The organism is Bacillus sp. DJP31 (genome assembly GCF_049310945.1).
GTDB lineage: Bacteria > Bacillota > Bacilli > Bacillales > SA4 > Bacillus_BS.
The window spans coordinates 51,877-75,655 of sequence record NZ_JBMERO010000017.1 but is presented as its reverse complement, the minus strand read 5'-3'; the positions used below and the strand labels follow the sequence as shown (position 1 = coordinate 75,655).

The window sequence follows — 23,779 nt, the reverse complement described above, 5'->3', positions numbered from 1 at the left end:
TCCACTGATGTCTTGCTTCATTCCACTGATGTCTTGCTTCATTCCACTGATGTCTTGCTTCATACCATTAATATCTTGCTGCATTTTACTAAAGCTTTGATCGATGTTACCCAGTTTTTCCAAAATCAAGTCCAGCTTGTCCATTTGTATTTTCACCTCCTAAATAAAAAAATTATAACATGAAAATAGGGTACTAAACTTATTATCTCTCTATAATTTTGAAAATAATTTTCTAGTATCTGGCGTTGGTATCCCTTAGAAAAAGCAATTAAAAACTAAATAATGCTACCTGAACTTAATTGGCAGCATTGTTTAGGACTAATTATAGTTTATAAATACAAGCTATCAACCAAGACCGATTCCTAATGCTACCAAATCATGTACCACAAAAGGTTCGATAAGGACGGGTAGATTGCTCGGGCAGTCTGGAATAATCCGCTTGTTCAGGAGAGTGCAAAAAGGGTCTTGAAAGAACATCAAGTAATCGTTCCATCACACTATAATCTCCTTTTTCTACCGCTGCTTCTAGTGCCTCTTCAACTTGATGGTTCCGAGGAATGACTCCAGGATTGCTAGTACGCATCAATTGTTGCGACAATTCCTTCGTTTCTTGCTGCCTGCCTAGTCTTTCCTGCCACAATTTATTCCAGTGAGAAAATTCTGGTGTTCCAAAAAGAGTTGTATCCTCATATTTATCAAAAGTTAATGCACGGAAGGTATTGGTAAAGTCCGTACGATGCTTCTGCATCATATTAAGGAGGTTTTCGATAAGGGATTCATCCTCTGCCTCTTCATTAAAAATCCCTAGTTTTTCTCTCATTCCTGCTAGCCAATTAGTTTGATACAGATCCAGGAATTCTGAAATCGCTTGCTGGGCCAATTTAACAGCCTCGTCCTGATCTTCGTGCAACAATGGCAAAAGGGTTTCAGCAAATCGGGCAAGATTCCATCCGGCAATAGGTGGTTGATTTCCATATGCATAGCGCCCTTCTCTATCAATGGAACTAAACACAGTTGCTGGGTCATAGGTATCCATGAAAGCACAAGGCCCATAATCAATGGTCTCACCGCTAATGGTCATGTTGTCGGTGTTCATTACCCCGTGGATAAAACCAACCAGTTGCCATTTGGCAATCAGTGAGGCCTGACGCTTAATCGCTTCCTGAAGGAGGGAAAGATATCGACTTTCATCCGTTTCAATGTCTGGGTAATGCCTCTTAAGTGTATAGTCAGCCAAGGTTCTTAAATCCTTGACTGTCCCCCATTGTGCAGCATATTGGAAGGTCCCGACACGTATATGACTGGAAGACACGCGTGTTAGAATGGCTCCAGGCAACTCCGTTTCTCGGTATACCGGCTCACCCGTTGTAACGACTGCTAGACTGCGGGTCGTAGAAATATCAAGGGCATGCATGGCTTCACTGATGATGTACTCGCGTAACATAGGTCCAAGTGATGCTCGCCCATCACCCCCTCGTGAGTATGGGGTTCTACCTGGACCCTTTAACTGAATATCAAACCGCTCACCTTGGGGTGTGATCTGCTCACCAAGAAGTATTGCCCGTCCGTCCCCTAACATGTTAAAATGTCCGAATTGATGACCCGCATAAGCTTGAGCAAGTGGTGCAGCTCCTTCGGGAATTTGGTTGCCAGCAAACACCGCTATTCCATTTTCACTTTTCAACGTTTCAATGTTCAATCCAAGTGTTGCTGCTAGCGATTCATTAAGGATAACCAAATTTGGGGACTGCACTGGCTTAGGGTTATCGCTGGTATAGAACAATTTTGGCAGGCGGGCATAGCTGTTGTCTAAGTTCCATCCTGTTTCTATTTTTTCTTTTGTCATCATATCCTCCCTTTTCTTCTTTTGTTATTATGCGTCCTATATTTAATTGAATATGAATATTTTTTTGTTATTTACCCTTATCGACACAAGGCAACCCTTAGTAGGTTTTACTTTTGCCAATTTACTATACCCCTAATATACAGGGCCAGGATTCCCCTTTAGAAAACTGGAGAAACTGGCACCAAGGACTGTTTTAGGTAACAAAAACTATTATTAATGATCCCGGTTTACCATATTTTTTAATAATTCCTTTAGAAAAGTGGTATCACGCGGTACCTCTTGTATTGCTTCTGTTGCAAGACAGTAGTGTTCCCACCCTTTGTTATGTAATTAATTATTCAATATTAGCCATTTTTATTTATGATTAATTTCGTTACCACTAAGCTTTTTATTTATTTCCACATATCCCTCAAGTATAAGAGCCTGTTCAAAAAGGAGGACAAAAAGAGCAAAGAAGTTCAAGGAAGCGAAGTCTTGAGCTTCCTGCGCGTATGTTTTGTATACGTGAGGAGCGGAAAAGACGAGCTGACTAAGAAATTAAGAAATTCGAAGCTATTTTTGCCGGACTTTTTGAACATCCTCTATAAGTAATTCATTAATACTTTTGTTTAGTCCCTCAACGTAGACGATGTAAGCTTCTCCCGAAGTAATGAACATAAGGTTTCTTTTGAATGCCAGTTTAAAGTTAGATAACGAAAGAGTAATTATCAACCTCTTGAAAAAACTAGACTATACTGATTTTCTATTAGTAAAAGCATCTTTTCAAACATTTAAGTAGGTTTACGAAATAAGAAATAAAAATAAAGTTATTTGAAGGAGAAATTATTCTTATGTCATTAAAGAAAAATAGAAAAATGTACATTATAACCTCTATAATAATAACAACTATATTGGTTATATATACTTTATATAGTATTAATAAACCATATGGAAATGATAAAGAATCCATAGTACAAGTTATTAAATCAATTGAAGGTTACAAGACTGAATCAATCGAGATATTAGAGATTACTGATATAAACGATGATAGGTTGGTAGGATTTTTGACAAATAATAATCCTGCTTATATTCATTTTACAAAAAACTTAAAAGGAAATTATGAGTGGAAGCATATAGAAAAAAGTGAGGGACAATCTTTTGCCTCCTACTTGATACACGTAGTGAGTGATGAATCTAATGTTTTAAAATATATGATTGTAACAAATCAAGAGAATGAGATTGCTAAAATGGAGATGAACGTAAATGGTCAAGCAATAGAACAAGAGTTTAATCTGAATCAAAAGAATGTGACTTGGATAGATTTACCCCAAGCTAATACACATACGTATAATTTTAAGTTTTTTGATAAAGCTGGAAGTCTGATCGGCGAAGAATAAACATTAAGTGTTTATGTCTAAAATGTATTAAGACTTTTGTGTACCAAACAATATTAAGAAGCATAAAGACAAGGAAACCTTCCAATCATGTATTTTTGTAAGGTTTCCTTGTCTTTATATTTAACGAACTTCAGCCAGAAATCCCCTGCCTCAAAAATAAGTTAGAATAAAGCAGCCTTTATTCTAACTTCAAATAAAGGACCAAATGAATGGGGGAAATTTTCAGGAGACCCAACCTTAACAACAGCAATTTTAGATCGCCTACTCCATCGGAGTGAGGTCATTACTTTCGGAGAAGAAACAGACAGTATTCGGATGAAATATCGAAAGACTCTATTCAACTGATAAATGGTCAATCTTAATTGGTGAAAAGTGGTCAAAATTAATTGTGAAAAATTGATCATTTTTACTTGACGGTTACAGTACTTTTCCTTCGATTTTATAAGTAGGAGTTGAACCTACACTTCGAACAGGAATAGGAATTCCAGCCACTTCACAATCATTCGCACTTTCTACGACTGCTTGGCCCTCTTGAACTCCAATTGCTTCGATTTCAGCAGCAGTTTTTGTTGCGTAGGAATGTCCTGCATGCGTATATATCCCACCAAGCTTTAACTTTGAATGAGTCATAATTTCCTTTGCCAAACGGACGACTTCCGGACCTGGTTCAACCCCACATCGATTTAACCCAGAATTTACTTTGATCCAAACCTCCAATGAATAAGGAGTATGTTCGAGTCCTTTTTGCAGATGCCATAAGGATTCAGTGCTATCGACGGACACTTTCAACTGAACCCCTTGATGTAAAAGCTTCACTAATCTATTAATCTTGGCTGGACTCGAAATTGGATAAGCAATTAAAATATCACGGATACCTCCAGCAACCATGACCTCTGCTTCACTAATTTTCGCGGTCGTCACACCAACTGCTCCTGCCTGTATCTGCAACTGTGCTATCTTCACTGATTTATGTGTTTTTATATGGGGCCGATAGGAAATACCTTGTTCTTTTGCAAAAGAAGCAACCTGATTAATATTCTTTATAAGCTTTTGATAATCTAGTAGCAATGTTGGGGTGTCTAGTGTGTTAAGGTTGGTCACTGCAAAAACCTCCGCATTGTTTTCTTCTTACATTCTCTTTTTCCCATTAATAACCTTTATTTTCTGGATAATTGGCCATAAAAAAAGAATCATGAAGCCTTGTTTGGCTCATGATCTTTTTGGTAAAACAGGTGCATTTTTACGCTAGCATATCTTGCTTAATAAAGACAATGAATGCAATCACTAGTCCAATAATTCCCCAAATGGAAAGGTTAAGTAAAGAGAATTGCATTGTTAATCCTTCAATCATGGGCAATTGACCTGATAAGTAATCGGTTAAACCTAAATTAACACTGAAAAAATATTTCGCACCTGACCAGGATGTGGCAAGACCACCTAAAACACTTCCTGTTATTAAAGCAGCAAGCATAATCCCCATGGCTGCAGGTGTGGTGCGGACAAGAACAGACACCATAAACGATAGGGTCCCAATAACGATACATACAAACCAAGCCAAACCAAATGACATCAAGATATACTCCCATTGTGGAATGAGCTGCACATTTGTAGTCGTAAGGGTGCCGTTTTGAATTTGAAATCCTGTTAAGACAGGGACAGACCATCCTTTGAAACTAAATACAAATCCTGATACGAGATAAGCGATTAAGCCATACCATATAAGTAGAAAGGATATTAACAAATTAATGGAAATGTATTTAGATAACAATACCTTCCACCGTTTCACCGGTCTAGTGAGAAGCAGTTTAATGGTACCATCACTTCGCTCACCAGAAACAATATCAATGGTTATGACCATGACTAATAGGGGTAACAATAACCAGCCAACGCTTTGCTCGATTAGTTCCCTGATAAAAGTCGGTGCACCAGGAAATGTAGGATTGATATTTTGATCTAAGTAATATTGCTGTTGATCAACTTGTACCTTTAGCCAGCTTTTCCATTCTTCAGGAATACCTGTTGAGTTCAGACGATTTTGCCCGTCCATAATTCTTTGTTGAAGGGCTACCCTCCAGTCATCTGTTCCAAGACGTTCTATTACCTCTTGAGTCTGTTGTAATTGTGCATAAACAAATATAGGAATTAATACGGCTAAGATGATGGTAATGAGCTGAATTCGTTTCTTTCGGACCATTTTTTCCATTTCATTGAACGTTAAAGAAACTAGTTCACCCAACTTCAGCACCCCCCGTAATTTCCATAAACAGATCTTCCAGTGTCACAGGGTTTATTTTTACACCATTCATTTCAATTCCCTGTTCAACTAAATGCTTCGTTACCACATGGATTTGATCCTTTGGCATCTTGCACATAACCACTTTATTTTCTATAGTCACATCCTTAATAAAAGAGAATGCTTCAAGTAATTTTACCGTTTCTTGAAGAGGTGTTACATGCCATTCTACTCGTTCAGTCTCTTCATTTACGAGATCTTTTACAGTAGAGACGCGAAGCATTTTTCCTTTATGAATTATTCCCACTCGATCACAGATCATTTCAATTTCACTTAGTAAATGACTGGATATAAATACACTCATATTTTGTTTTTTGACAAGCATATGAATAAATTCACGAAGCTCTCTTATTCCTGCTGGGTCTAGCCCATTTGTTGGTTCATCCAGAATAAGAAGTTTAGGGTCACTTAACAATGCTTGGGCAATTCCAAGACGCTGTTTCATTCCAAGTGAATAGGTTTTTACTTTATCATGAATTCGTTCATCTAAATTGACTAATTTTACGATTTCATCCACTCTTTTCTCATCCTTTAAACCAATCATACGAGAAAACTGAATTAGGTTCTCCCATCCACTTAGGTAGCCGTATAGCTCTGGGTTTTCTACAATACATCCTACATGTTTCATTGCTTGTTTAAAATGTACCTTAATATCTTGATCTGCTATGGAAATCGCTCCACTTGTGGGAGAAATTAACCCTACTAGCATACGAATGGTCGTTGTTTTCCCAGCACCGTTAGGACCTAGAAAGCCAAATACCTCCCCTTCCATGACATCAAAAGAAATATGATCAACTAATGTTTTGCCTTTTATCACTTTTGTGAGACCCTCAACCTTTAAAACTGTTTTCATACTATTCATCTCCAAGCTGACTACCAAATTTAGCCCCTAAGCGTTCTGCCATTTGTGTATACCCCTCTGCATTCGGGTGAAAATGATCGGTATATAAATAACGATCTTCTTCATTATAGAAAATATCAAATGTTGGGATCACATATGTATTAGTCGTTGTTAGCAGTGACTGTTCTAGTAGGTCATTCCATTTTGAAACAAAGGCAGAAGAAACATCTAATCCAGGTACATTATGAAAGGGATTGTAGTACCCATATGCATAAATCGGTACATTTTTGTTTTCACTTCTGATAATTGAAACAATTTTATCTAGGTTATTTTTAAAAGTCACTTCGTCAGGGCGATACGAGGCTAAATATTCTGCACTAAGCTGGTCAGCCCCAGGAAACAGGTCATTCCCACCAATTGTTAAGAAAATAGCATCTGCCTCCGTCAATGTTCGCAGGACACTTTCTTTTTTAAACTCATCTAAAAGTCCACTCGTGGTAAGTCCACCTATGGCTAAGTTTGATAAAACTATTTCTTGATTAAAGTCATTTTTAAGGATGGTTTTTACTCTTTCTGTATACCCAAGCCCTTCGCTATCACCGACTCCTCTTGTCAGAGAATCCCCAATCGCAACGATCAATTTCTTTTCCTTTAAATCAGACGCTTGTTCGTCAGGTTTATCCATAGATTGGGTTGAGTTGGTACCTGGATCTAACACAGAGTTCACTCCCTTCACAAACCCCACACTTAATAAAAGGAAGCAGGCTATGGAAAAAATCACTAATGCACTAACAAATTTGTTATATTTCATAGGTATTACCCCCTGATATTGAGAGATTTCTCATTTTTGAATACTCCTTTTCCTTTTCATTTGTTCAATTAGGGTATGTTTCTATTTACTTTTCCAAGTCCTTTAACTAAATATAGCAGACCTTGAAACTAAAAACACGGGATCGGTTCTCTTACACTTTCTCTGTGTGTGTCATTCCTCAAAATACCTCATTGCTTCCGGGAACTTTCCTCAATGAATAACGTCGGTCAACAACAAGTTTTGCTTTACATGGTTCAAGAAAGTTTGACATTCTTCTTTTACTTATTACGTATCAGTTATTCGTAATAGGGAAAGGTTGTTTAATTTCGGATCACAAATAAGGAAAGGGATGGTTCTTTTGCAAAAGAACCATCCCTTTCTTTATTTCTTTACATTTGTCTTAAAAGTTACATTGTACTGTCCCCTTGTTACTGAAACGTATGAGAAACGGGTGAAATTAAATTTGACCAAGCATTTTGTATATATCAAGCTACAACTATATCAAACTTCTAATGATTCCGATTCACCATATATTTCAATAACTGCTTCAGAAAAGTGGTATTGCGTGGTACTTCATGCAACGCTTCTGTTGCAAGACAGTAATGTTCCCACATCGCTTTTCTAGCACCTTCTAGACCTAAGATTGAGACAAAAGTCGAATTGTTGTTTTCAGCATCTTTTCCAATGGGTTTTCCGAGTAAGGTCTGATCTCCTTCAACATCAAGCAAGTCATCCTTAATCTGAAATGCAATACCTGCATGCTGGGCGAATTTTTTCAATGCTTCCATTTCTACTTCCTTCGCTTGAGCCAGAATGGCAGGCATGATGAGGGAAGCTTCGAATCCTATTCCAGTTTTATAAAAGCACATCATATTCAGTTGTTCAAGTGTCAAGTGTTTCCCTTTTGACCCTAAGTCCATCGCCTGTCCCTTGCACATATCCTCTGTCATTTGGGACGAATATCGAATTAAGCTAAGCACCGTTTTCGAATCGAATTGGTCAAGTGATGCTTGTTCTCGGGTTGCCTTTTGGGTCAGAAAAAGACCGGTTAATTCTGCTATGGCAATGCTGTACACCTGATGTAGGGTAGGACGCCCCCTTCGGAGGGACGCATTATCCTGGGAAGGTAAGTCATCGAAGATTAGTGATGCTGTATGCATATATTCCAATGATCTTAAAAGTGGCACGATTGCTGAACTTTCTAATCCATATTCGTTAACACCCATGACCCAAGTCACGATTGGCCTCAAGCGCTTTCCGTCGGCTTTTAGACTGTAGTTTGCAGCATCAATAATTGACTCCTTCATTAAAGAAACATCTGTTTTAGAGATAGGTAAGATATTGTTGATCTGATTGCGTACGGTCTCGATCGTATTAGAAAAGTCTTCCTGCTCTTTTCGCTCATTTTTTAGAATGGTCATCATATGATCCCGAAGTAGTTTATCAAAGAAATCAACATCGTCTGCTTTATCCACCATTTTTTGAATAAGAGAATTGAACTTTGGATTTCCAAAAGAGAATAGCAGCATGACTTCGTTGTATTTTTTGGTTCCCATTCTCTCTTTAAATCGTTTCAGACCGTTTATGGCCCGGTCCAGTATCACTTCACAGGCCTTTTTATCTGAGTGATACACGTTATGGATCAGATTACTGATGACCGTCCAGTATAATTCAAAGGGGTTTATAAGATCCGTTCGCTTATCATGATATTTGATAAAATAGGTATAGGGTGTTACCGAACCTTCCTTCATGTCATCAAACATATCTGCAAAATCATCTGCTAACTGGTTGTAAATTCCATAAAAGAATGTTCGGTTGTCAAAGCCCTCGTCCAGAGGAGCACTGATCACTGAACGGACAATCAATCGGGAAGAGGATGATTTTAAAATGATCGGTAGATAAAGTTCTTCATTGGTGTACTTTTCATTGGATAGATCCTTTACACGGTCCACTTCCTGGGAATGAAAAAACACATAGGATTGCTCGAAAAATTGTTTTCTCGTCTCTCTTCTCTGATTGGCCTTTATATACTCAAAGGCATCTCGGAGTTCCGACTGAATATATGTGATTAGGTCCTTGCTTTTTCCAGTCCACTTGCCCAATTCTGGCACAGAACCTGTGATAAGGGTGGTACGTATCAAATCGGAATATTGCTTTTCCTCAGTAGCAGATAAGATTTTGGCATCCAGAAGATCATCAATGAAAGGATAGGTCAGACCATAGGAATAGCCAAGCCTTATTGCTTTGTCCAGTTTCTGAGAACGTACTTCATTCGATGTCTCCTCACTCATCTCTTCGACCTCGTGCATCACTACTCCAGCTATGAGTTTAATCAGTTTTCGCTGAGCTTGCTCAGCATCCATCCCCTTCGGAATACTGGCAGATACAGTCTTTAGTTTGTTTATAACCCAGATCAAGGTGGATTCCACGCCTTCATTCTGGGCAATCCGGTATAATCCAGCGAGGCTAAACGTATCGATCTTCTCTCCTAGATCTGTTTTGGTAGATGAAGTCAGATGATTTTTTAAACTGTCTACTACACTCCGGACCCTAGTCTGTGTACCAGGTGAATCAAGGGCTTTGCCTAAATCTCGCATAAAAATATAGGAAATGCTACGGTCTAGGTAATTATCTAGTTTGCCCGTATAATCCAGCCATTGGATATATTTGTGATACCCCTTGGTATCCGGTTTTCCCCTTCCACGCGAAAAAAAGGAAAATAATGAAGAATGATAAATATGATTGTGTTTCCATGATTGAAAATCTTTTGTTAGGGTGGGGACATATGTCTTTTGCATAACCTGATCATAAAGTGAATTAAAATAATAAGCAGCCTTCTGCTCAGCCCTTTGATAGCTTTTATCTGCATCTTTTAATAACTTCTCATTCATATGTACATTACCTCTACTTAAAGTTCTCTTCTATATGTATGCAACAGAATTCCAATATTAATAATTCAAGCATCATTTTTTTAAAAATATTAAAGGAATTTGGAAAACAAGAGGGACGTTTCTCTTGCTTCCTTCCCCTTTGTTTTACTCCAAATTCCCACAACATTTCTTACGTTTCTTCCCACTTCCACATGTACAAGGATCATTACGTCCTGTTTTTGTTCGACTGCTTATTTCAATAACATTGGAAGGAAAAGACTTTCGCATAGGTATCATGGATGGTATTGGTTTAAGCTGATTTCTCTCTTTATTAATAGATACCCAAGAAGGAGAATAACCCTTCAACGCCCACATAAAAGTAGTATTATGAACGTCCACAACCATCTGGGTTACTTGCTGGACAAACTCAAAGGATTGAAACTCAAATTGGTTCTGCAGATAGTCCATCATTCCTGACAAGTTGGCTTCCTTATTAATAAGAGAGATTAACTGCAATGCCAATTCATTTAGTTCTGATTGATCTATATCATAATATTGGGACAAAAACAGAAGTAGCCTGCCCATCTGAGGTGTTCTTTCAAAATAAGATGGATCTCCAGCTTTTAGTAACTGCTTCTTAGTAAAAGGGTAATAGTCAATAGTTGGACGTTTCTTATGTTCTTCCATTAGTTTCTTCCCATTGATCACTCGATAATCCTCTAGTCCAATCCCAGATGGAGAAAATCTAGCTTGTTTATAGTAGTGACTTGAGGCAGCAAACACATTCAAATACTCTCTACTATCAACTTCTTGATTGGTCAATATTCTAAGCCTATCTACAAGATCCGAAGTACTCATTACTCCATAATAGTAGAGCATCCCATGGGTTAGACCTATCCACTCTGTGTTTCTACGAATAACCTCTTTTAATCGGGTACCATCCACTTGTGCAAAAATATCCATTAGTTCCGATGGCATAGTTAGGAACTTTTGGTCTTGATCAATCCCTGGAAAAATAATTCCGATTTCTCTTAGAGATCTAATTTTTGATATACTAAACTCGGAATCTTTAATACTCACTTTTGTCTTCTTGATAATTTTATGAAGTAAATCATATCGCTCTAGATCAAATTTGTATAAGATATCTTTTAACTTATGTGGTATGGACTGTTCAAGTACTTCGGCTAATTCGCCTTTTTTTAGGGCACTTATTCCTCTAAGGTCAAGATTTTGTCGAATACTATCCAATTCACTTTTTGTTAAGTAGCTTAGAACATCTGAAAGGTTACAAGGTGTCTCAAAACTCTTCCATAACTGTTGCTCTCTTTTATCCTGTAGCTGCCTACTATGAGCTGTCATTTTCTCAAGAGCATTTAGTAAAGTATCCCTTGTTTTTTTATCTATTGTTTTATTCATAATAAATGCTCCTTTGATTGAACTGTGATAATTTATAAAAAGCTAGCCTGCACGTTCAATGATTATTATACTATAAAACGCTTGCAAGTCTCTCATCACCTTCCAAAGCGTTGCAGAAAGGAATAGGCTCCAGGCTCGAAAATTCTTCATCAATTCTAGTCACCCTATTTTGAACAGTTGTAGGTTCTCTGAGCTTTGCTGAAGAATGCAGAGGGACGGTGCTCTTGCTTCTAAAATAGAAGCATAAGTACCGTCCCTTACTCTCTTTATATTGTCTTAACAGCTACATTATTAATTGCTTCCTCACCAATTTCAGCTTCTCTACCAAACAGTCTTGAATAAACCCCTTTACTATTTACAAGCAAATCCGTATGTCCACCTTCTTCGACGATTGTTCCATTTTCAAGAACAATGATCTTATCTGCTGAGAGAACTGTGGATAGACGATGGGAGATGATTAAGATGGTTTGGTTTTTCTCTGTTTTCAGAACAGCCTCATTGATCTTTGTTTCTGTGATTGGATCGAGAGCTGAGCTCGCTTCGTCAAGGATTAGGATAGGAGCGTCTTTTAGAATGGCTCTTGCCAATGATAATCGCTGCTTCTGTCCTCCTGAAAGAAGGCTTCCTCTTTCTCCAACCATTGTATTTAATCCTTCTGGAAGACTAGAGACTAGTTCACCCAAACCACTATCCAAGACAGCCTTTAACAGTTCTTCCTCTGTAGCATCTGGCTTTCCAATTCTTAAATTATCGGCCAACGTGCCACTTCGCAATTGGACATCCTGGGTCACAATGGCCATTTGTGATCGAAGCCACGCTGTATCCCATTCCTCAATGTCCCTTCCATCCACTTCAATCCATCCATCACTAGTATCGTAGAGCCTAAACAGTAAGTCGACAATCGTGGATTTTCCTGAACCACTTGGACCAACTAACGCCACTTTTTCACCTGCTTGAATGTCAAAAGAAACGCCCGATAAGACATTTTCTTCAATTCCAGGGTAAGCAAACGTAACGTCCTTCAATCGAATCGTTCCAGTTGCTCTCAATCCACGGATGCCTTCCTTTGTTTCAGCTTCAGAGGGCTGCTCAGATAAAAGAAGGTCCGAGCGATCAAGTGCTGGTCCCGTTCTTCTGACAGAGAGCCAGTTACGAAGCAATCTTTGCATTTCGTTTGCGGCAATCGTGACTAATCCGCCCGCTGTAAGCATTTGGCCAGTTGACAAACCATCGTTCCAAATTAATAAAGTACTAATCAAATAGACAAGACCTAGAGCAAATCCGTTGTAGCTAGCAATCACCACGACAGATTGCATTCTTGCCTTCAATTCCTTGATCGAATGTTGAACGAAAGTCTTTCTTATTGAAACTACACTCTCCACCTCATTATCAGAAACACCCATCACACGCGACAAATGAATTCCAGTAACGGATTCTCTCAATCTCTCAAGATATCTAGAGGCCTCTGTTCTTGCATCTGCGGAAGCTGCCCTAGTCCTAGCACCGACATAATTGGAAGTCATATAGAATATCAAACCCAAAACCACACTCGTAATCATCAAATAAGGGTGAATCCATAGCAGCACGAGACTATAAATGATGACACCCTGAACACTTGCCATAAAGGTCGAACCTTCCCAAGCAAGGAAGTTATGAAGAGTATCTGGATCATCTGAGGCTCTTGCAAGCAATTCCCCCGAGGAATTGTTATGGTAAAAGGAATAAGGCAGCACTTGCAAATGGCGAAACAGTCGAAGCTTCTGCCAATTGGTTACGGTCTTGGCCGTTTGGTGGCAAAAATATTCATCGATAACCATCATGACTAAATCCAAAACAGCTGATAGGATTAATAACCACATTAACCCCCATAGCCAAGTTTTGTTTTCATCTGGTATAATCGTATCCACTAGCCAGCCTAATGCTAATGTTGGGATTAATGCTGAAAAGACTTGACTGATAGCGATGACAATCGAGTCACCAATCACCCACTTTTTATAGGGCTTTAAAAAAGATAGCACTCTTCTACCATCACGATTCTTCTTTTCGGAGACCTTGTTTGAACTCATCCAATCATCTCCTTTTCCAGCTCACTATATTGGGCCTTGTATAATTCATAATACTGCCCCTTTAAGGCAAGCAGTTCATCATGCGTTCCTTGTTCAGCGACCATCCCCTGATCTAGTAGGATGATCGTATCTGCGTTTCGAACTGTGACAAGGCGATGGGCAATGGTGATCGTGGTTCTTCCCGGAATTAATTGTTCAAGTGAAGCTTGCACTTTTTCTTCTGTTTCCCCGTCTAATGAGGAAGTCGCTTCATCAAAGATCAAAACTGGAGGCTGTCTTAGAATGGCCCTGGCAAGAGCAACTCTTTGCCTTTGCCCCCCAGAAAGCTTTAAGCCACGTTCGCCGACAACAGTTTCATACTTCTCTTCCATTGATTCAATTAATTCCTTCAAACCAGCAGCTTCCACAGCACGTTCCAACTCTTCCATCGTTGCATCCTTTTTACCATATAAAAGATTATTTCGAAGTGTGCTATTTAAGAGGAAGGTTTCCTGTGAGACAACACCAACTTGTTGCCTAAAACTGTTTCGATTATAGGAAAAAAGATCCTTTCCATCAATTAAGACAGAGCCATCCGTTGGTTCATACAATCCTAATAAAATTTGAATAAGAGTACTTTTCCCTCCGCCACTTGTACCAACAATTCCGATATGGCTCCCTGGCAAAAGCGACAGCGAAACTCCTTTTAGGATTTGTTTGTCACTCGAAGGATACGTAAACCATATATTCTCTACTTCTATTTTTCCTTCAACATGTCCAATTGTTGGCAGATTTTCTTCATGTTCTTCTGGTAAATCGAAATATTCATAGATTCTATGCAAAGCCGGAATGGCCTGTTGAATCGTCAAAGCATTCTCAGCCAAAGATCGAATGGGTAAGAACATGATTGGAATAAAGCTCAGACAGGCAACCAGTGCACCCATCGTAAGTTCCCCACTATCCCAGATGGCATATCCTCCGATTAGCATGACCACACCAGGAGCCGCGATATTGAACAAGTTTCCAAGACGCCAGTTGACCTTTCCGATCACGGCCGCACGAATGGAGAAGGTTTTCCAGGCTAATTGTTTTCTTTGCTGTGTTTCCACTTCTTGCTTCTGTGTTTGAAATGTCCGAACCAATCTCATACTTTCAATGCTTTCCTGCAAGTGCTGATACATATCCGCGCTCATATCTCTTTGTACAGCACTCATTTTCCGCATGATATTGCCCAATTTAAACGAAGGTAAAATGTAAATGGCGAACACGACAAACATAACAATTGCCGCAGGCCAGTATAAAACAAAGACCGCGGTGAATGCCGCAATCGCCCCAATAACTTGCTGTAGAATTCGGGGAACCACCGTATTATTTAAGTTTTGAATGGACTCCACATCATGAGTTAAACGATACAACATATCCCCTCTAGGTGTTGTTGTAAAAAAAGACATGGGCGTTCTATGCAATTTCCTAAAGGCACGAATCTGCATATCCGTAATCACATCAAGTCCAATCTTAACCTGCACATACTCTTGCAACGTCTCAAATAGTGACTTCCCTAAATAAGCAACGAGGACCCCACCGACAACCCACATCAAAAAGGTCATCTCTCGTCCGCTGATTACCTCGTCTACCAGCTTTCCTACCAGTAGGGATGGCACGATTGTAAATGCACCACCTATTAAAGAAAAGACCAAAGCTAAGAGCAGTTTTTTCCAATATGGTTTAAAATGCGCCAATGTAGTTTTCAATAAGTTCATTCTCTATCTATCCCCCTCGTAAAGTTCTATTTTATTACAAAAAGTAGAAATATTCATTACTAATTGAGGATTTTATTTAATTTAAGCGTCTAAGGTCTAGTCTGTTTCTAGATTAATTCAAAACAAACTTAATGGGACTTTTGATGTGTAATTTCCTACTCCATTTTACTTTTTTGTTAATATGGTAAAATTACCAAAATAGAACTAGTGAACTTGTTTTTTCAGAAACGTTTTTTGAACATAATACCATATAGTTGATAATATAGAATTGGGTGAAGAGAATGATAGAGTATTATATTGACGGCTCAATGAAAGATAATATTGTAGGTGCGGGGTTCGTTAAGATTAATGAATTTGGCTTTATAGAAAAACATCATTTCAATCTAGGACATATCAATCCATCTTCAAATATAGCTGAATGCTATTGTCTAGAAAAAACTTTCGAAATGTTAAAGGAAAAGGATATACATAAAAACGGAAGCAAAAGGGACGGTTTTAATGCTTCTAATGAAGCAGGAGAACCATCCCTATGTTTTCATAGCCTACTACTTAAATCGTCATTTTCCAACTTGAATACGCTAACCAGTTTTCCTGTTCCTTGTAATCGGGCATTAATTTTCCAAGAAGGCGCCAAAAGGAACGATCGTGATTCAGATGGACCATATGGCACATTTCGTGAACGACAACGTAGTCGATCACCTGCTGAGGTGCCATTGCTAGCTTCCAATTAAAAGTTAATTGCAGCTGTGAGTCACATGTTCCCCAGGTTCTGTTATTATCTGAAATACGGATCGAGCGTGGCTTTGTTTTAAAGTTGCTTTGATAGGAGCGAATCCTTTTCTCTACCAAGGCTTTACATTCCTGATAATAGAACCGCTTTAAGGCTTGTTTTATTTTTTCATCATCTAGTTCATTCAAATATATATGTAGCTTATTTCCTTCAAACATTACATGGTCTTGATTAATCGTGATATCTTGAGAGATGTGGATTGGATATTCTTTTCCTAAATAAAGAAAGCTTTCACCTTGACCATAGACCTTCTGCTGTTGCCCAAGCACTCTATCCTTCATTTCTTTTTTATTTCGCTGAATCCAATCCCACTTTTCCTCTATCAATTGAAGCACACGTTCATCGGGTGTCCCTTTAGGAGCCTGGACTTCAATATTTCCATAAAGATCGATAGAGATCCCCACAGTTTTCCGCTTTTTATAAATGATAGTAAAACTAATTGTTTCACCTAAATATTTATGTTCCATTTAATCACCTAGAGTATCTTGTTAATGCTCTTATCCATCCCCTATATTTTATCGCCAATCGTTTACTTGCCTTTAACTAGATTCTGAGCTTATCTAATTCTTCCTTTGTTAAACCTGTTGCCTTTCTTATCGCTTCCATATCGAGATTTAATTCAAATAAATTTTTGGCTATTTCAATTGCCTTTTGCTTTTCACCTTCGGTTCGGCCTTCTGCTTTTCCTTCTGCTTTTCCTTCTGCTTTTCCTTCTGCTTTTCCTTCTGCTTTACTCTTTTCTTTTGCTTCATTTATCATGTACTTTCCCAGAAATGTATCTTCTATGGATAGACTCATGAATGATTCCTCCCTTTCCAATAATGGTTTGATTTCTTGAACTAAGGCTAATTCTTCATCCTTTGGCATCCTCAATATATGATCAATGAATATAAATAACTTTCGAATGTATTCTCGTTTAATACCTTTCTCCTTTATTTTATCTTGAAAAAGAATGCGTAGCAAATGACGTTTATATTCAAATCGCAAGTTCTCGTTCTTCTTACTTTTTACTACATATTGGCCTGCTAATACTGCTAACGCAAATGGATTTTGGGATTGGAGTAGTGTGGATTCAGATTGAGAGTCTATGCAGAAGGAATTGTAGCTGTAGGTTACTTCCGTTCCAAAAAACTTGTAGTGAAATTCACTTTTGTTGTACTTTGAGTCCTCATCAGTAAAAAGGGCAAGTGCATAGATTTCCCTTTTATGCTTTTCCATCATTCGATAAAAAGATTGAAACATCCTCTTTGGAAAATTCTCTTTGTAGCCTCCTTGCACTTCAATATGTACGTATACCCATTGTTCATTGCCATTTCTTAGTTGAAGCTTTACTAATTTGTCAGCGATACGCTTTTTACTTGAAGAATCAGGGTAAATTGTTTGCAGCTCTTGTTCTAGGAATTCAGGACTAACCGAAAAATCAACTTGTTCATACAAATCCGGAGAAAAAAACAGGAGAAACTCCTCAAACAGATCCGTAATCACATCCTTCCAGAGATGGTCATAATCTTTTCGAATCAAATACATCAACACCTTTTTCGCATTTTTACTTACAAGGTGTTAGTTCGACAAATTGTCCATGAACTCCTTTATTCAAAAGAAAGCCAGGCACTATCCAGATAACTGGTAAGCGCCTGGCACCGAGGAAACAAATCTCTTATCCCCTATATTTGATTGCTAATCCTTTTAAGAAATTTCGAGCGAAATGATCAAGGCATTGTTTATAATTCTTATGACCTTTTTTTCTTAAAAGAGCACTTAATTCTCCTTTGGTTATCCGGATTCCTGCTAGTTCTAGGATATCCATCATATCCTCACTTGTAAATTCAAGTGCTATTTTCAATTTCTTTAGAAGAGTATTATTCATACTCTCACTTGACAGTGAGGATCTTTCAGGTTGGCCTGGTTTTGGTTCTTGTTTACCTCTTTTGAATATAATGAAGCCATTTAAAAAGGATTCTAACCTATCATTCGTGCATTCATTTTCAGCTAGTTCATCCTCATTGTCAGCTTCAAGATCACTACTGTCTTTTGATTTAGTAAGTAGCTTTAGCACTTCTTCTGTTGTTAGTTCGATACCACCAAGCTTAAAAATTTCAACCATTTCCATGTTTCTTATATCTAGAGCATATCTTAATCGGATTAATATATCATTGTTCGTCATCGATGAGCCTCCTATAATAGTACCTGTTCTATTCCCTACTCTGCTAAATGGTTTTGTAGATGCAAAGCGACCTGCTCAGAATCCAGCCTCACCGCTACATAAGGAGGTTGTAATGTTGGTTTCTTTCCAACTGGAACACCTAGCCATATAAACCTTTGATCAATTATGACAAAAGGAAAAGGTAGTGACTCCCCTTCTCCTAACACTACGACTTTCACTTTTTTCAATACATTCTTTAACTGAATATCCCACTCTTCAGGTAGACTATAGGTACTTGGAAGGTTTATCAAAATCGTATGTTGAGCGAGTTCTATATCCTTAAAAAGGCGGTCCAGTTTGAGAGCATGTAGCCATTGCAAACTAGGGTGTTGGTGCTTCACCCATGTTCCGATTTCTCGCGGGAGTACCTGCTGCTTTTTGGATTGCTGATAGTCAACAAGTTCTCTTATCGACTTGCCTCGGTACACATGCTTTTGAATAAATGCTGTGTCTGCCACGTGGATAAATTTTCCCTTTGTTCTTGTGATGGCTACATTTAATAGTCTCTCACTTTCCTTACCTATTACTAGCATGCTGGCTCTAGTTTGCGGGAAGCTGTCAACACTGTCAAAGATCATCATATCTCTTTCACTACCTTGGAATTTATGCACGGTTGCTGCAATGATATCAGCTGTTGTTAGTTCTTTGGCATACAAGTCCTGCAGTACTACTTGCATTAGTTCAGCTTGTGCTCGGTAAGGGGTTGCATACCCTATCGAACGCGAGCCGCCTATATAGGCTTCATGTATAAGCTGAAAGGAGAGGAGCAATTGCCAAAGATTAATTCTGGAACTTGATCCTTTTTCCACATAGCAATGCTCACCTGTATAACTAGTATCTAGTAGCACAGAAGCCTTGTTTTGAAACGGAGCTTCTGAAACGATTGACTGTCTACTCTTCTTTACACTTACATGGTCATAGACAAGCGATCCGTAAACAAATGCATTCGTAAAAGCAGAAATGTCTGGATGCATTCTTCTTTGTTCTTTTAATAAAAATAATTGAGGATGTAGTTCTCCCGCTTTTACAGACTCTGTTAGACCTGCACTTTGAAAGACATCCTGCTTTAACCATTTTTCCACTAGTGGATGATTGCTCGATGCGATAGGAGGCAGCTGCTTAAAATCGCCACATACTATCACTCTTTTCCCAAGTGTTGTAGCAAAAGCAACTTGAGGAACATAGGCCATACTCGCTTCATCGACGATGACCACATCATAGTTCTTTTTATAAATTGTTTCATCAGATGCAGCTTTTGCCAGAGTGGTACCCACGATGAATGCATCACTCACAAGCTTTATTTCTTTTTGTCTTATTTTTTCAAGCACTCTCACTAGTTTTGTTTCAATTTCTAGCAATCGGTCCGTATCCCTTTTCGCAAAGGACCTAGAAAGGTCAAACTTTAATCCTTGTCTCTCTTCTGTTAAGAACTTCTTTTCGTCTGCAAGCATGGGGTCTTTTTTCTGGATAAGCTGTGTGGTGGTGACTCCTTCAAATGAAGATAAAATCTCTCCTGTTTGTGAGCCATATCTCAATAGATCCCCATCCCGAAGCTTACCCTTCTTATGTAACACTCCTGCTATTTCTGCTACTAGAACATCAATCGCTTGATTACTGTGAGATAACAGCAACACACTTTTCCCTCTTAAATACTGTTCAATGGATACACGAGCAAGGGTATACGTTTTCCCAGTTCCTGGTGGTCCCCAAATAAAAGTAACAGGATTGTATTTCGACCGGAGAAATACTTCATGCACATTGTTTTTAATTTTTTCAATGGGATGCTTTGTCTCCACTGGCGGATTCATCAGTCTCTTTATTCTAGCACGCTTACTTTTACTCTCTTTTATCTCGTCAAACCGCTGAATCAGTTCTTCTAAAAGCTCCCAAGGATCGTGGGAAACATAGGCCTCTGAAATTAGGTCCCCAATAAAAGTAGGAACAGAGAGAATCAGTACTTTTCGGTCTGTTGATAGTGTCCGTGCTTCCTGAGTGACATTCTCCCATTCCAGTTTAACCAGGGAGCCTACTGGAATCCGTTGGGATGCGGCTGTTTCAAAATAATAGGTAAACCCCTCCTCACTTGAAAGCAAATGACCGTTCATGACGCGGTATTTCGTACTACCGTATTTCTTCAAATACTGAATCTCAGCCAATAATGTATGCTGCCATTCTTTGATGTAATGGATGGTTGACTTCACGTTGGTCTTCCTTTTTTCGTAAAAATTTGTTTATTTACTATAACACAACTGCTGTTCTATGTATAAATCCGTATACAAAAAAAGTGCCAGGCACTATCCAATTTTCAGATAATACCTAGCACTGATGTTACCTCGCCCGATGAATCTGAAAATACAAATCTACGGTTGTACCGAAATTGACTTTACTAGGATTGTCCAATGCGAGCAATTTGCTTAGGCGTCATGCCGACTCCGTGACCTTTATCATAATGTGAGCAAAACCATTGGCTTCTGACAAAACAACTTCTACTTTTCTTATGTTTACTGATGCTTCAATAGCATTAAGGGGCCCATCTAAGATCTAACAGAAACCCTTGATCCATAACAATCGGATAGCACATGCACAATATACTAGAAAAATTGAAAATCAAGCCAGCCTTCACACTATTTTTCGGATTATCTTGAAAGGGCACACGAAACAAAATAAACAGAAGTACAGGGGATGTCATAAGGAAGAAATTTAGAAGATAGTCTTTAATCATTGAAGGTTCTTCAGATAGGTATTTACTAAATTTGAAAGCATAGTTGGCTTTTTTCCATACTCATCTTAACGTTTTAGGGTTGTGATTTCGAATTAATTTTACATGACATACTTCATTTTTTTTTAATGCAAAGCTTCTCATTTGTCGGATATCAAAGTGTAAGAGTTGTTGTATTTCTATTTGGATCAATTTTCCTTTCGAAGATTCTTGGTTACCTGGATCCACTTGAAGTATCAAACAGTTATAGAGGGTGTTCAAAAAGTCCGGCAAAAATAGCTTCAAATTACTTCGTCAGCTCGTCTCTCCGCTCCTCACGTATACAAAACATACGCGCAGGTAGCTCAAGACTTCGCTTCCTCGAACTTCTTTGCTCTTTTTGTCCTCCTTTTTGAACAGACTCTTATAGCGTTTTTCTACATATAACGTGGCGAACTTCGGCCTTTTTCCAGAAAAGAAAACTGGCTTATATCCTAACGTTAGATTTTTAGGTGCAAGTGTAAACTCCATTACACCTAATCTAAGCTATTTATAATTTTTTGTAGTTCACTAAATATAAGAGGGTGTTCAAAAAGTCCGGCAAAAATAGCTTCAAATTTCTTCGTCAGCTCGTCTCTCCGCTCCTCACGTATACAAAACATACGCGCAGGTAGCTCAAGACTTCGCTTCCTCGAACTTCTTTGCTCTTTTTGTCCTCCTTTTTGAACAGACTCTATAAGTAATTCATTCAATTCTTTTTCTCTTTAATGAGAATATCTCAATAAACTGCCTGCACCTAAATTTAAAGAATTAGCCTACAGGTGTCAGGCACCAAACTTACAGTTAGTTGCAACTATATAAAAGCTAGTAAACTAAAGCGTCTCCACGTCCAACTTAAACCCTTCAATCTCCATATCTTCATCTACCTCAATCAAGATACATTTTTTACCGTTAAAGTGAACTTGTTTAACGTATTTCAAGTCTTGTGGGCTTATTGAAATATCCGCTACCTTTGTCTTAATTTTAATTGATTTTGTCTTATAGTTCGGCATGATACTACTCGCTTTGAGTTCATACTTGTCGTCATCCACAACTTTTTGAAATGCCGTTACGACCTTTTCTATATTAACTCCTTCGACTCCGCTCACTTTTAGCACGCGTTCTACGTCCTTGACATCTAGCTTTGGTGTCTCTTCCTCCGCCTCTGCCATGACACGGTTAATTTCTTCGTATACATTAGAAAGGACGGATGTATTCATTTGGTCTCCTGTTACTTCTCTCACAATTTCCTCGAACACAGCTTTATTCTCTTTGGCTGTTAGGATTTCTTCGCTATTTAACACATGCTCGATAAAATAGATATCGGGGTGATTTGGTTTAGCAGCGGAATAAAGGATATGGTTTACATCCGCATAGCTGTTTGTGAAGCAAGGAAATAAAAATCCTGCCACTGGAGACGTAAGATTAATAATCGAATCGACAACCACGTTGTACTTAAATTCCTTCTGGGCAAAATCAAACAGCAGCGTTTTTTCTGACTGCTCTGTCTGATTCAAACTGCAGAGAATAAATTTATGGCTATACACGGTGTTACTTCCACTTTCCTCGCCCTCGTCGTTTATCTCTTTCGTTGGTTTGTAATACTCACCACGGATAAACGTGACCACAACATCCATTTCATATGTAGTATCTTTAAACATCTTTTCAACGAGGAGCAGCATTTCCTCCTTCCAATCCACCTCTTCAGCTGCAAGTAGTCCCTTATGTAAAATCAACTGACTGGAATTCTCTGCATTCTTTTGGAACTTTAGCTCGAATAATTTTTCATCCATTTGACCTGTTAGCACTTTCTTAAAGTTTTTGAAAAATAACTCCTGTTGATCTTGATCCAGTATCGAAAACGGCCTGCTTTCTGAATATAAAATATCACGGCTTTCTTTCATCACATACACATTAAAAATGTCGGCAATCTTCATTCGGTCATTATCCAGTTTAAATTGATTCTTAATAGATGCTACGTCTTTTTTGTTCATACTGAGTCGATCTCCCGGTTCGTTTTTGTATTGGTATCTGTTAAGCCCTTAATATTTGAATGAACGGGGCGATACTGATCAAGTTCATTTTTCAATTCCGTCAACACCTGATATTTCATGGAACCCCTCACATTCTGAATATCACATAATATATCTTAATTATATCTTATCCATCATTTAATCCGCATTGATTTCTCTTAATCTCTCAAAATTAAATCATGTATACTAGCATTACATCCAAGTAGGTCAAAGAGGATATCAAAAGAAGATGCAAAAAAGAAACTAAAGGTAACCGAATTAACAAAACTTAAAAGAATACGAGCAGAAAGAACTTATTCAATTAATTACTGATCTTTACAAGACTAATAAGGATGTACAATCCTATTTATCCGTCCGTTTTCTTGGTGATGAGGCTGTAAACGAATTGTTTAATCCAACAACAAAAAAATTAATACTGAATTTCCCCCTGAAAAAGGACATGGAAAGGTACGTTTAAATGAGGCAAAAAAAGCCATTTCCGACTTTAAAAAACTCACAAATGACGAACTAAGAACAGCTGATCTTATGCTTTATTACGTAGAGAAGGGTGTAGAATTTACGAATAATTACGGTGATATTGATCAAAGCTTTTATAGTAGTATCGAATCGATGTATGAGAGAGTAATCATCCTTTGTGATGAAGAAGAAGAATACTACAATTTTTTTGCGAATCGATTAAAGCAAGTGGACTCTATCAAACGAATCCTTTGATAGAATTAACAGAAAAGGGCCAATAAGAAAAGACCTCCTTTAATAGA

The 23,779-nt window shown here is 38.2% G+C and carries 18 protein-coding genes and 1 pseudogene; 3 read left to right on the top strand and 16 right to left on the bottom strand.

The window, feature by feature from the left end; all coding sequences use genetic code 11:
* Positions 1-376: 376 nt before the first annotated feature.
* Positions 377-1,846 (bottom strand): protein adenylyltransferase SelO, encoded by a 1,470-nt coding sequence (locus ACOI1C_RS15380; RefSeq protein WP_422511379.1) that lies wholly within the window; start codon positions 1,844-1,846, stop codon positions 377-379.
* A gap of 830 nt (positions 1,847-2,676) precedes the next feature.
* Here ACOI1C_RS15380 and ACOI1C_RS15375 point away from each other — a divergent pair.
* Both ACOI1C_RS15375 and ACOI1C_RS15370 read left to right on the top strand, forming a co-directional pair.
* Positions 2,677-3,222 carry a hypothetical protein gene (locus ACOI1C_RS15375; RefSeq protein ID WP_422511378.1) on the top strand — a complete coding sequence of 182 codons (546 nt, stop codon included), beginning with the start codon at positions 2,677-2,679 and terminating at the stop codon, positions 3,220-3,222.
* A gap of 165 nt (positions 3,223-3,387) precedes the next feature.
* Positions 3,388-3,567: pseudogene (locus ACOI1C_RS15370) on the top strand (ATP-binding protein); the annotation flags it as partial.
* A 72-nt stretch (positions 3,568-3,639) separates the two neighbouring features.
* Here ACOI1C_RS15370 and ACOI1C_RS15365 read toward each other — a convergent pair.
* The 15 genes from ACOI1C_RS15365 to ACOI1C_RS15295 form a co-directional block, all read right to left on the bottom strand.
* Entirely contained in the window at positions 3,640-4,323 is a 684-nt protein-coding gene (locus ACOI1C_RS15365) for an alanine racemase (RefSeq protein WP_422511376.1), read from the bottom strand.
* A 139-nt stretch (positions 4,324-4,462) separates the two neighbouring features.
* Complete coding sequence (locus ACOI1C_RS15360; protein ID WP_422511375.1) at positions 4,463-5,458, bottom strand: ABC transporter permease; 996 nt, start codon at positions 5,456-5,458, stop codon at positions 4,463-4,465.
* Entirely contained in the window at positions 5,451-6,368 is a 918-nt protein-coding gene (locus tag ACOI1C_RS15355) for an ABC transporter ATP-binding protein (protein ID WP_422511374.1), read from the bottom strand. Before ACOI1C_RS15355 ends, ACOI1C_RS15360 begins: the two co-directional genes overlap by 8 nt.
* A 1-nt stretch (position 6,369) precedes the next feature.
* Positions 6,370-7,167, bottom strand: coding sequence for a GDSL-type esterase/lipase family protein (locus ACOI1C_RS15350; protein ID WP_422511372.1), 798 nt, complete (start codon positions 7,165-7,167; stop codon positions 6,370-6,372).
* Between the two features lie 509 nt (positions 7,168-7,676).
* Positions 7,677-10,058, bottom strand: coding sequence for a polyprenyl synthetase family protein (locus ACOI1C_RS15345; protein ID WP_422511371.1), 2,382 nt, complete (start codon positions 10,056-10,058; stop codon positions 7,677-7,679).
* A gap of 144 nt (positions 10,059-10,202) precedes the next feature.
* Positions 10,203-11,453, bottom strand: coding sequence for a YecA family protein (locus ACOI1C_RS15340; RefSeq protein ID WP_422511370.1), 1,251 nt, complete (start codon positions 11,451-11,453; stop codon positions 10,203-10,205).
* Positions 11,454-11,719: 266 nt separating this feature from the next.
* Positions 11,720-13,519, bottom strand: coding sequence for an ABC transporter ATP-binding protein (locus tag ACOI1C_RS15335; protein WP_422511369.1), 1,800 nt, complete (start codon positions 13,517-13,519; stop codon positions 11,720-11,722).
* Positions 13,516-15,258, bottom strand: a complete 1,743-nt coding sequence (locus tag ACOI1C_RS15330) for an ABC transporter ATP-binding protein (RefSeq protein WP_422511368.1) — start codon at positions 15,256-15,258, stop codon at positions 13,516-13,518. Before ACOI1C_RS15330 ends, ACOI1C_RS15335 begins: the two co-directional genes overlap by 4 nt.
* 549 nt (positions 15,259-15,807) lie before the next feature.
* Positions 15,808-16,515 carry a M48 family metallopeptidase gene (locus ACOI1C_RS15325; protein WP_422511367.1) on the bottom strand — a complete coding sequence of 236 codons (708 nt, stop codon included), beginning with the start codon at positions 16,513-16,515 and terminating at the stop codon, positions 15,808-15,810.
* Between the two features lie 76 nt (positions 16,516-16,591).
* Entirely contained in the window at positions 16,592-17,569 is a 978-nt protein-coding gene (locus ACOI1C_RS15320) for an Rpn family recombination-promoting nuclease/putative transposase (RefSeq protein WP_422511366.1), read from the bottom strand.
* A 136-nt stretch (positions 17,570-17,705) separates the two neighbouring features.
* A complete protein-coding gene (locus ACOI1C_RS15315) occupies positions 17,706-18,212 on the bottom strand; it encodes a DUF1456 family protein (RefSeq protein WP_422511365.1) in 507 nt (168 codons plus the stop codon).
* 35 nt (positions 18,213-18,247) lie between these two features.
* Positions 18,248-20,452 (bottom strand): AAA domain-containing protein, encoded by a 2,205-nt coding sequence (locus tag ACOI1C_RS15310; protein ID WP_422511364.1) that lies wholly within the window; start codon positions 20,450-20,452, stop codon positions 18,248-18,250.
* Between the two features lie 1,033 nt (positions 20,453-21,485).
* Entirely contained in the window at positions 21,486-21,701 is a 216-nt protein-coding gene (locus tag ACOI1C_RS15305; protein WP_422511363.1) for a hypothetical protein, read from the bottom strand.
* Positions 21,702-21,821: 120 nt separating this feature from the next.
* Positions 21,822-22,982, bottom strand: a complete 1,161-nt coding sequence (locus tag ACOI1C_RS15300; RefSeq protein WP_422511362.1) for a DUF4317 domain-containing protein — start codon at positions 22,980-22,982, stop codon at positions 21,822-21,824.
* Positions 22,979-23,101, bottom strand: a complete 123-nt coding sequence (locus ACOI1C_RS15295; protein ID WP_422511361.1) for a hypothetical protein — start codon at positions 23,099-23,101, stop codon at positions 22,979-22,981. The genes ACOI1C_RS15300 and ACOI1C_RS15295 overlap by 4 nt, the downstream gene beginning before the upstream one ends.
* Positions 23,102-23,429: 328 nt before the next feature.
* On the opposite strand from ACOI1C_RS15295, the gene ACOI1C_RS15290 reads away from it, so the two are divergent.
* Entirely contained in the window at positions 23,430-23,732 is a 303-nt protein-coding gene (locus ACOI1C_RS15290) for a DUF6155 family protein (protein WP_422511388.1), read from the top strand.
* The last annotated feature ends 47 nt before the right edge of the window (positions 23,733-23,779 follow it).

Bases quoted from the DNA above. Each gene is read 5' to 3' on its own strand.
- ACOI1C_RS15340 (WP_422511370.1), bottom strand. From the start codon at position 11,453: ATGAATAAAACAATAGATAAAAAAACAAGGGATACTTTACTAAATGCT.
- ACOI1C_RS15380 (WP_422511379.1), bottom strand. From the start codon at position 1,846: ATGACAAAAGAAAAAATAGAAACAGGATGGAACTTAGACAACAGCTAT.
- ACOI1C_RS15300 (WP_422511362.1), bottom strand. From the start codon at position 22,982: ATGAACAAAAAAGACGTAGCATCTATTAAGAATCAATTTAAACTGGAT.
- ACOI1C_RS15355 (WP_422511374.1), bottom strand. From the start codon at position 6,368: ATGAAAACAGTTTTAAAGGTTGAGGGTCTCACAAAAGTGATAAAAGGC.
- ACOI1C_RS15330 (WP_422511368.1), bottom strand. From the start codon at position 15,258: ATGAACTTATTGAAAACTACATTGGCGCATTTTAAACCATATTGGAAA.
- ACOI1C_RS15350 (WP_422511372.1), bottom strand. From the start codon at position 7,167: ATGAAATATAACAAATTTGTTAGTGCATTAGTGATTTTTTCCATAGCC.
- ACOI1C_RS15345 (WP_422511371.1), bottom strand. From the start codon at position 10,058: ATGAATGAGAAGTTATTAAAAGATGCAGATAAAAGCTATCAAAGGGCT.
- ACOI1C_RS15315 (WP_422511365.1), bottom strand. From the start codon at position 18,212: ATGACGAACAATGATATATTAATCCGATTAAGATATGCTCTAGATATA.
- ACOI1C_RS15375 (WP_422511378.1), top strand. From the start codon at position 2,677: ATGTCATTAAAGAAAAATAGAAAAATGTACATTATAACCTCTATAATA.
- ACOI1C_RS15325 (WP_422511367.1), bottom strand. From the start codon at position 16,515: ATGGAACATAAATATTTAGGTGAAACAATTAGTTTTACTATCATTTAT.
- ACOI1C_RS15335 (WP_422511369.1), bottom strand. From the start codon at position 13,519: ATGAGTTCAAACAAGGTCTCCGAAAAGAAGAATCGTGATGGTAGAAGA.
- ACOI1C_RS15295 (WP_422511361.1), bottom strand. From the start codon at position 23,101: ATGAAATATCAGGTGTTGACGGAATTGAAAAATGAACTTGATCAGTAT.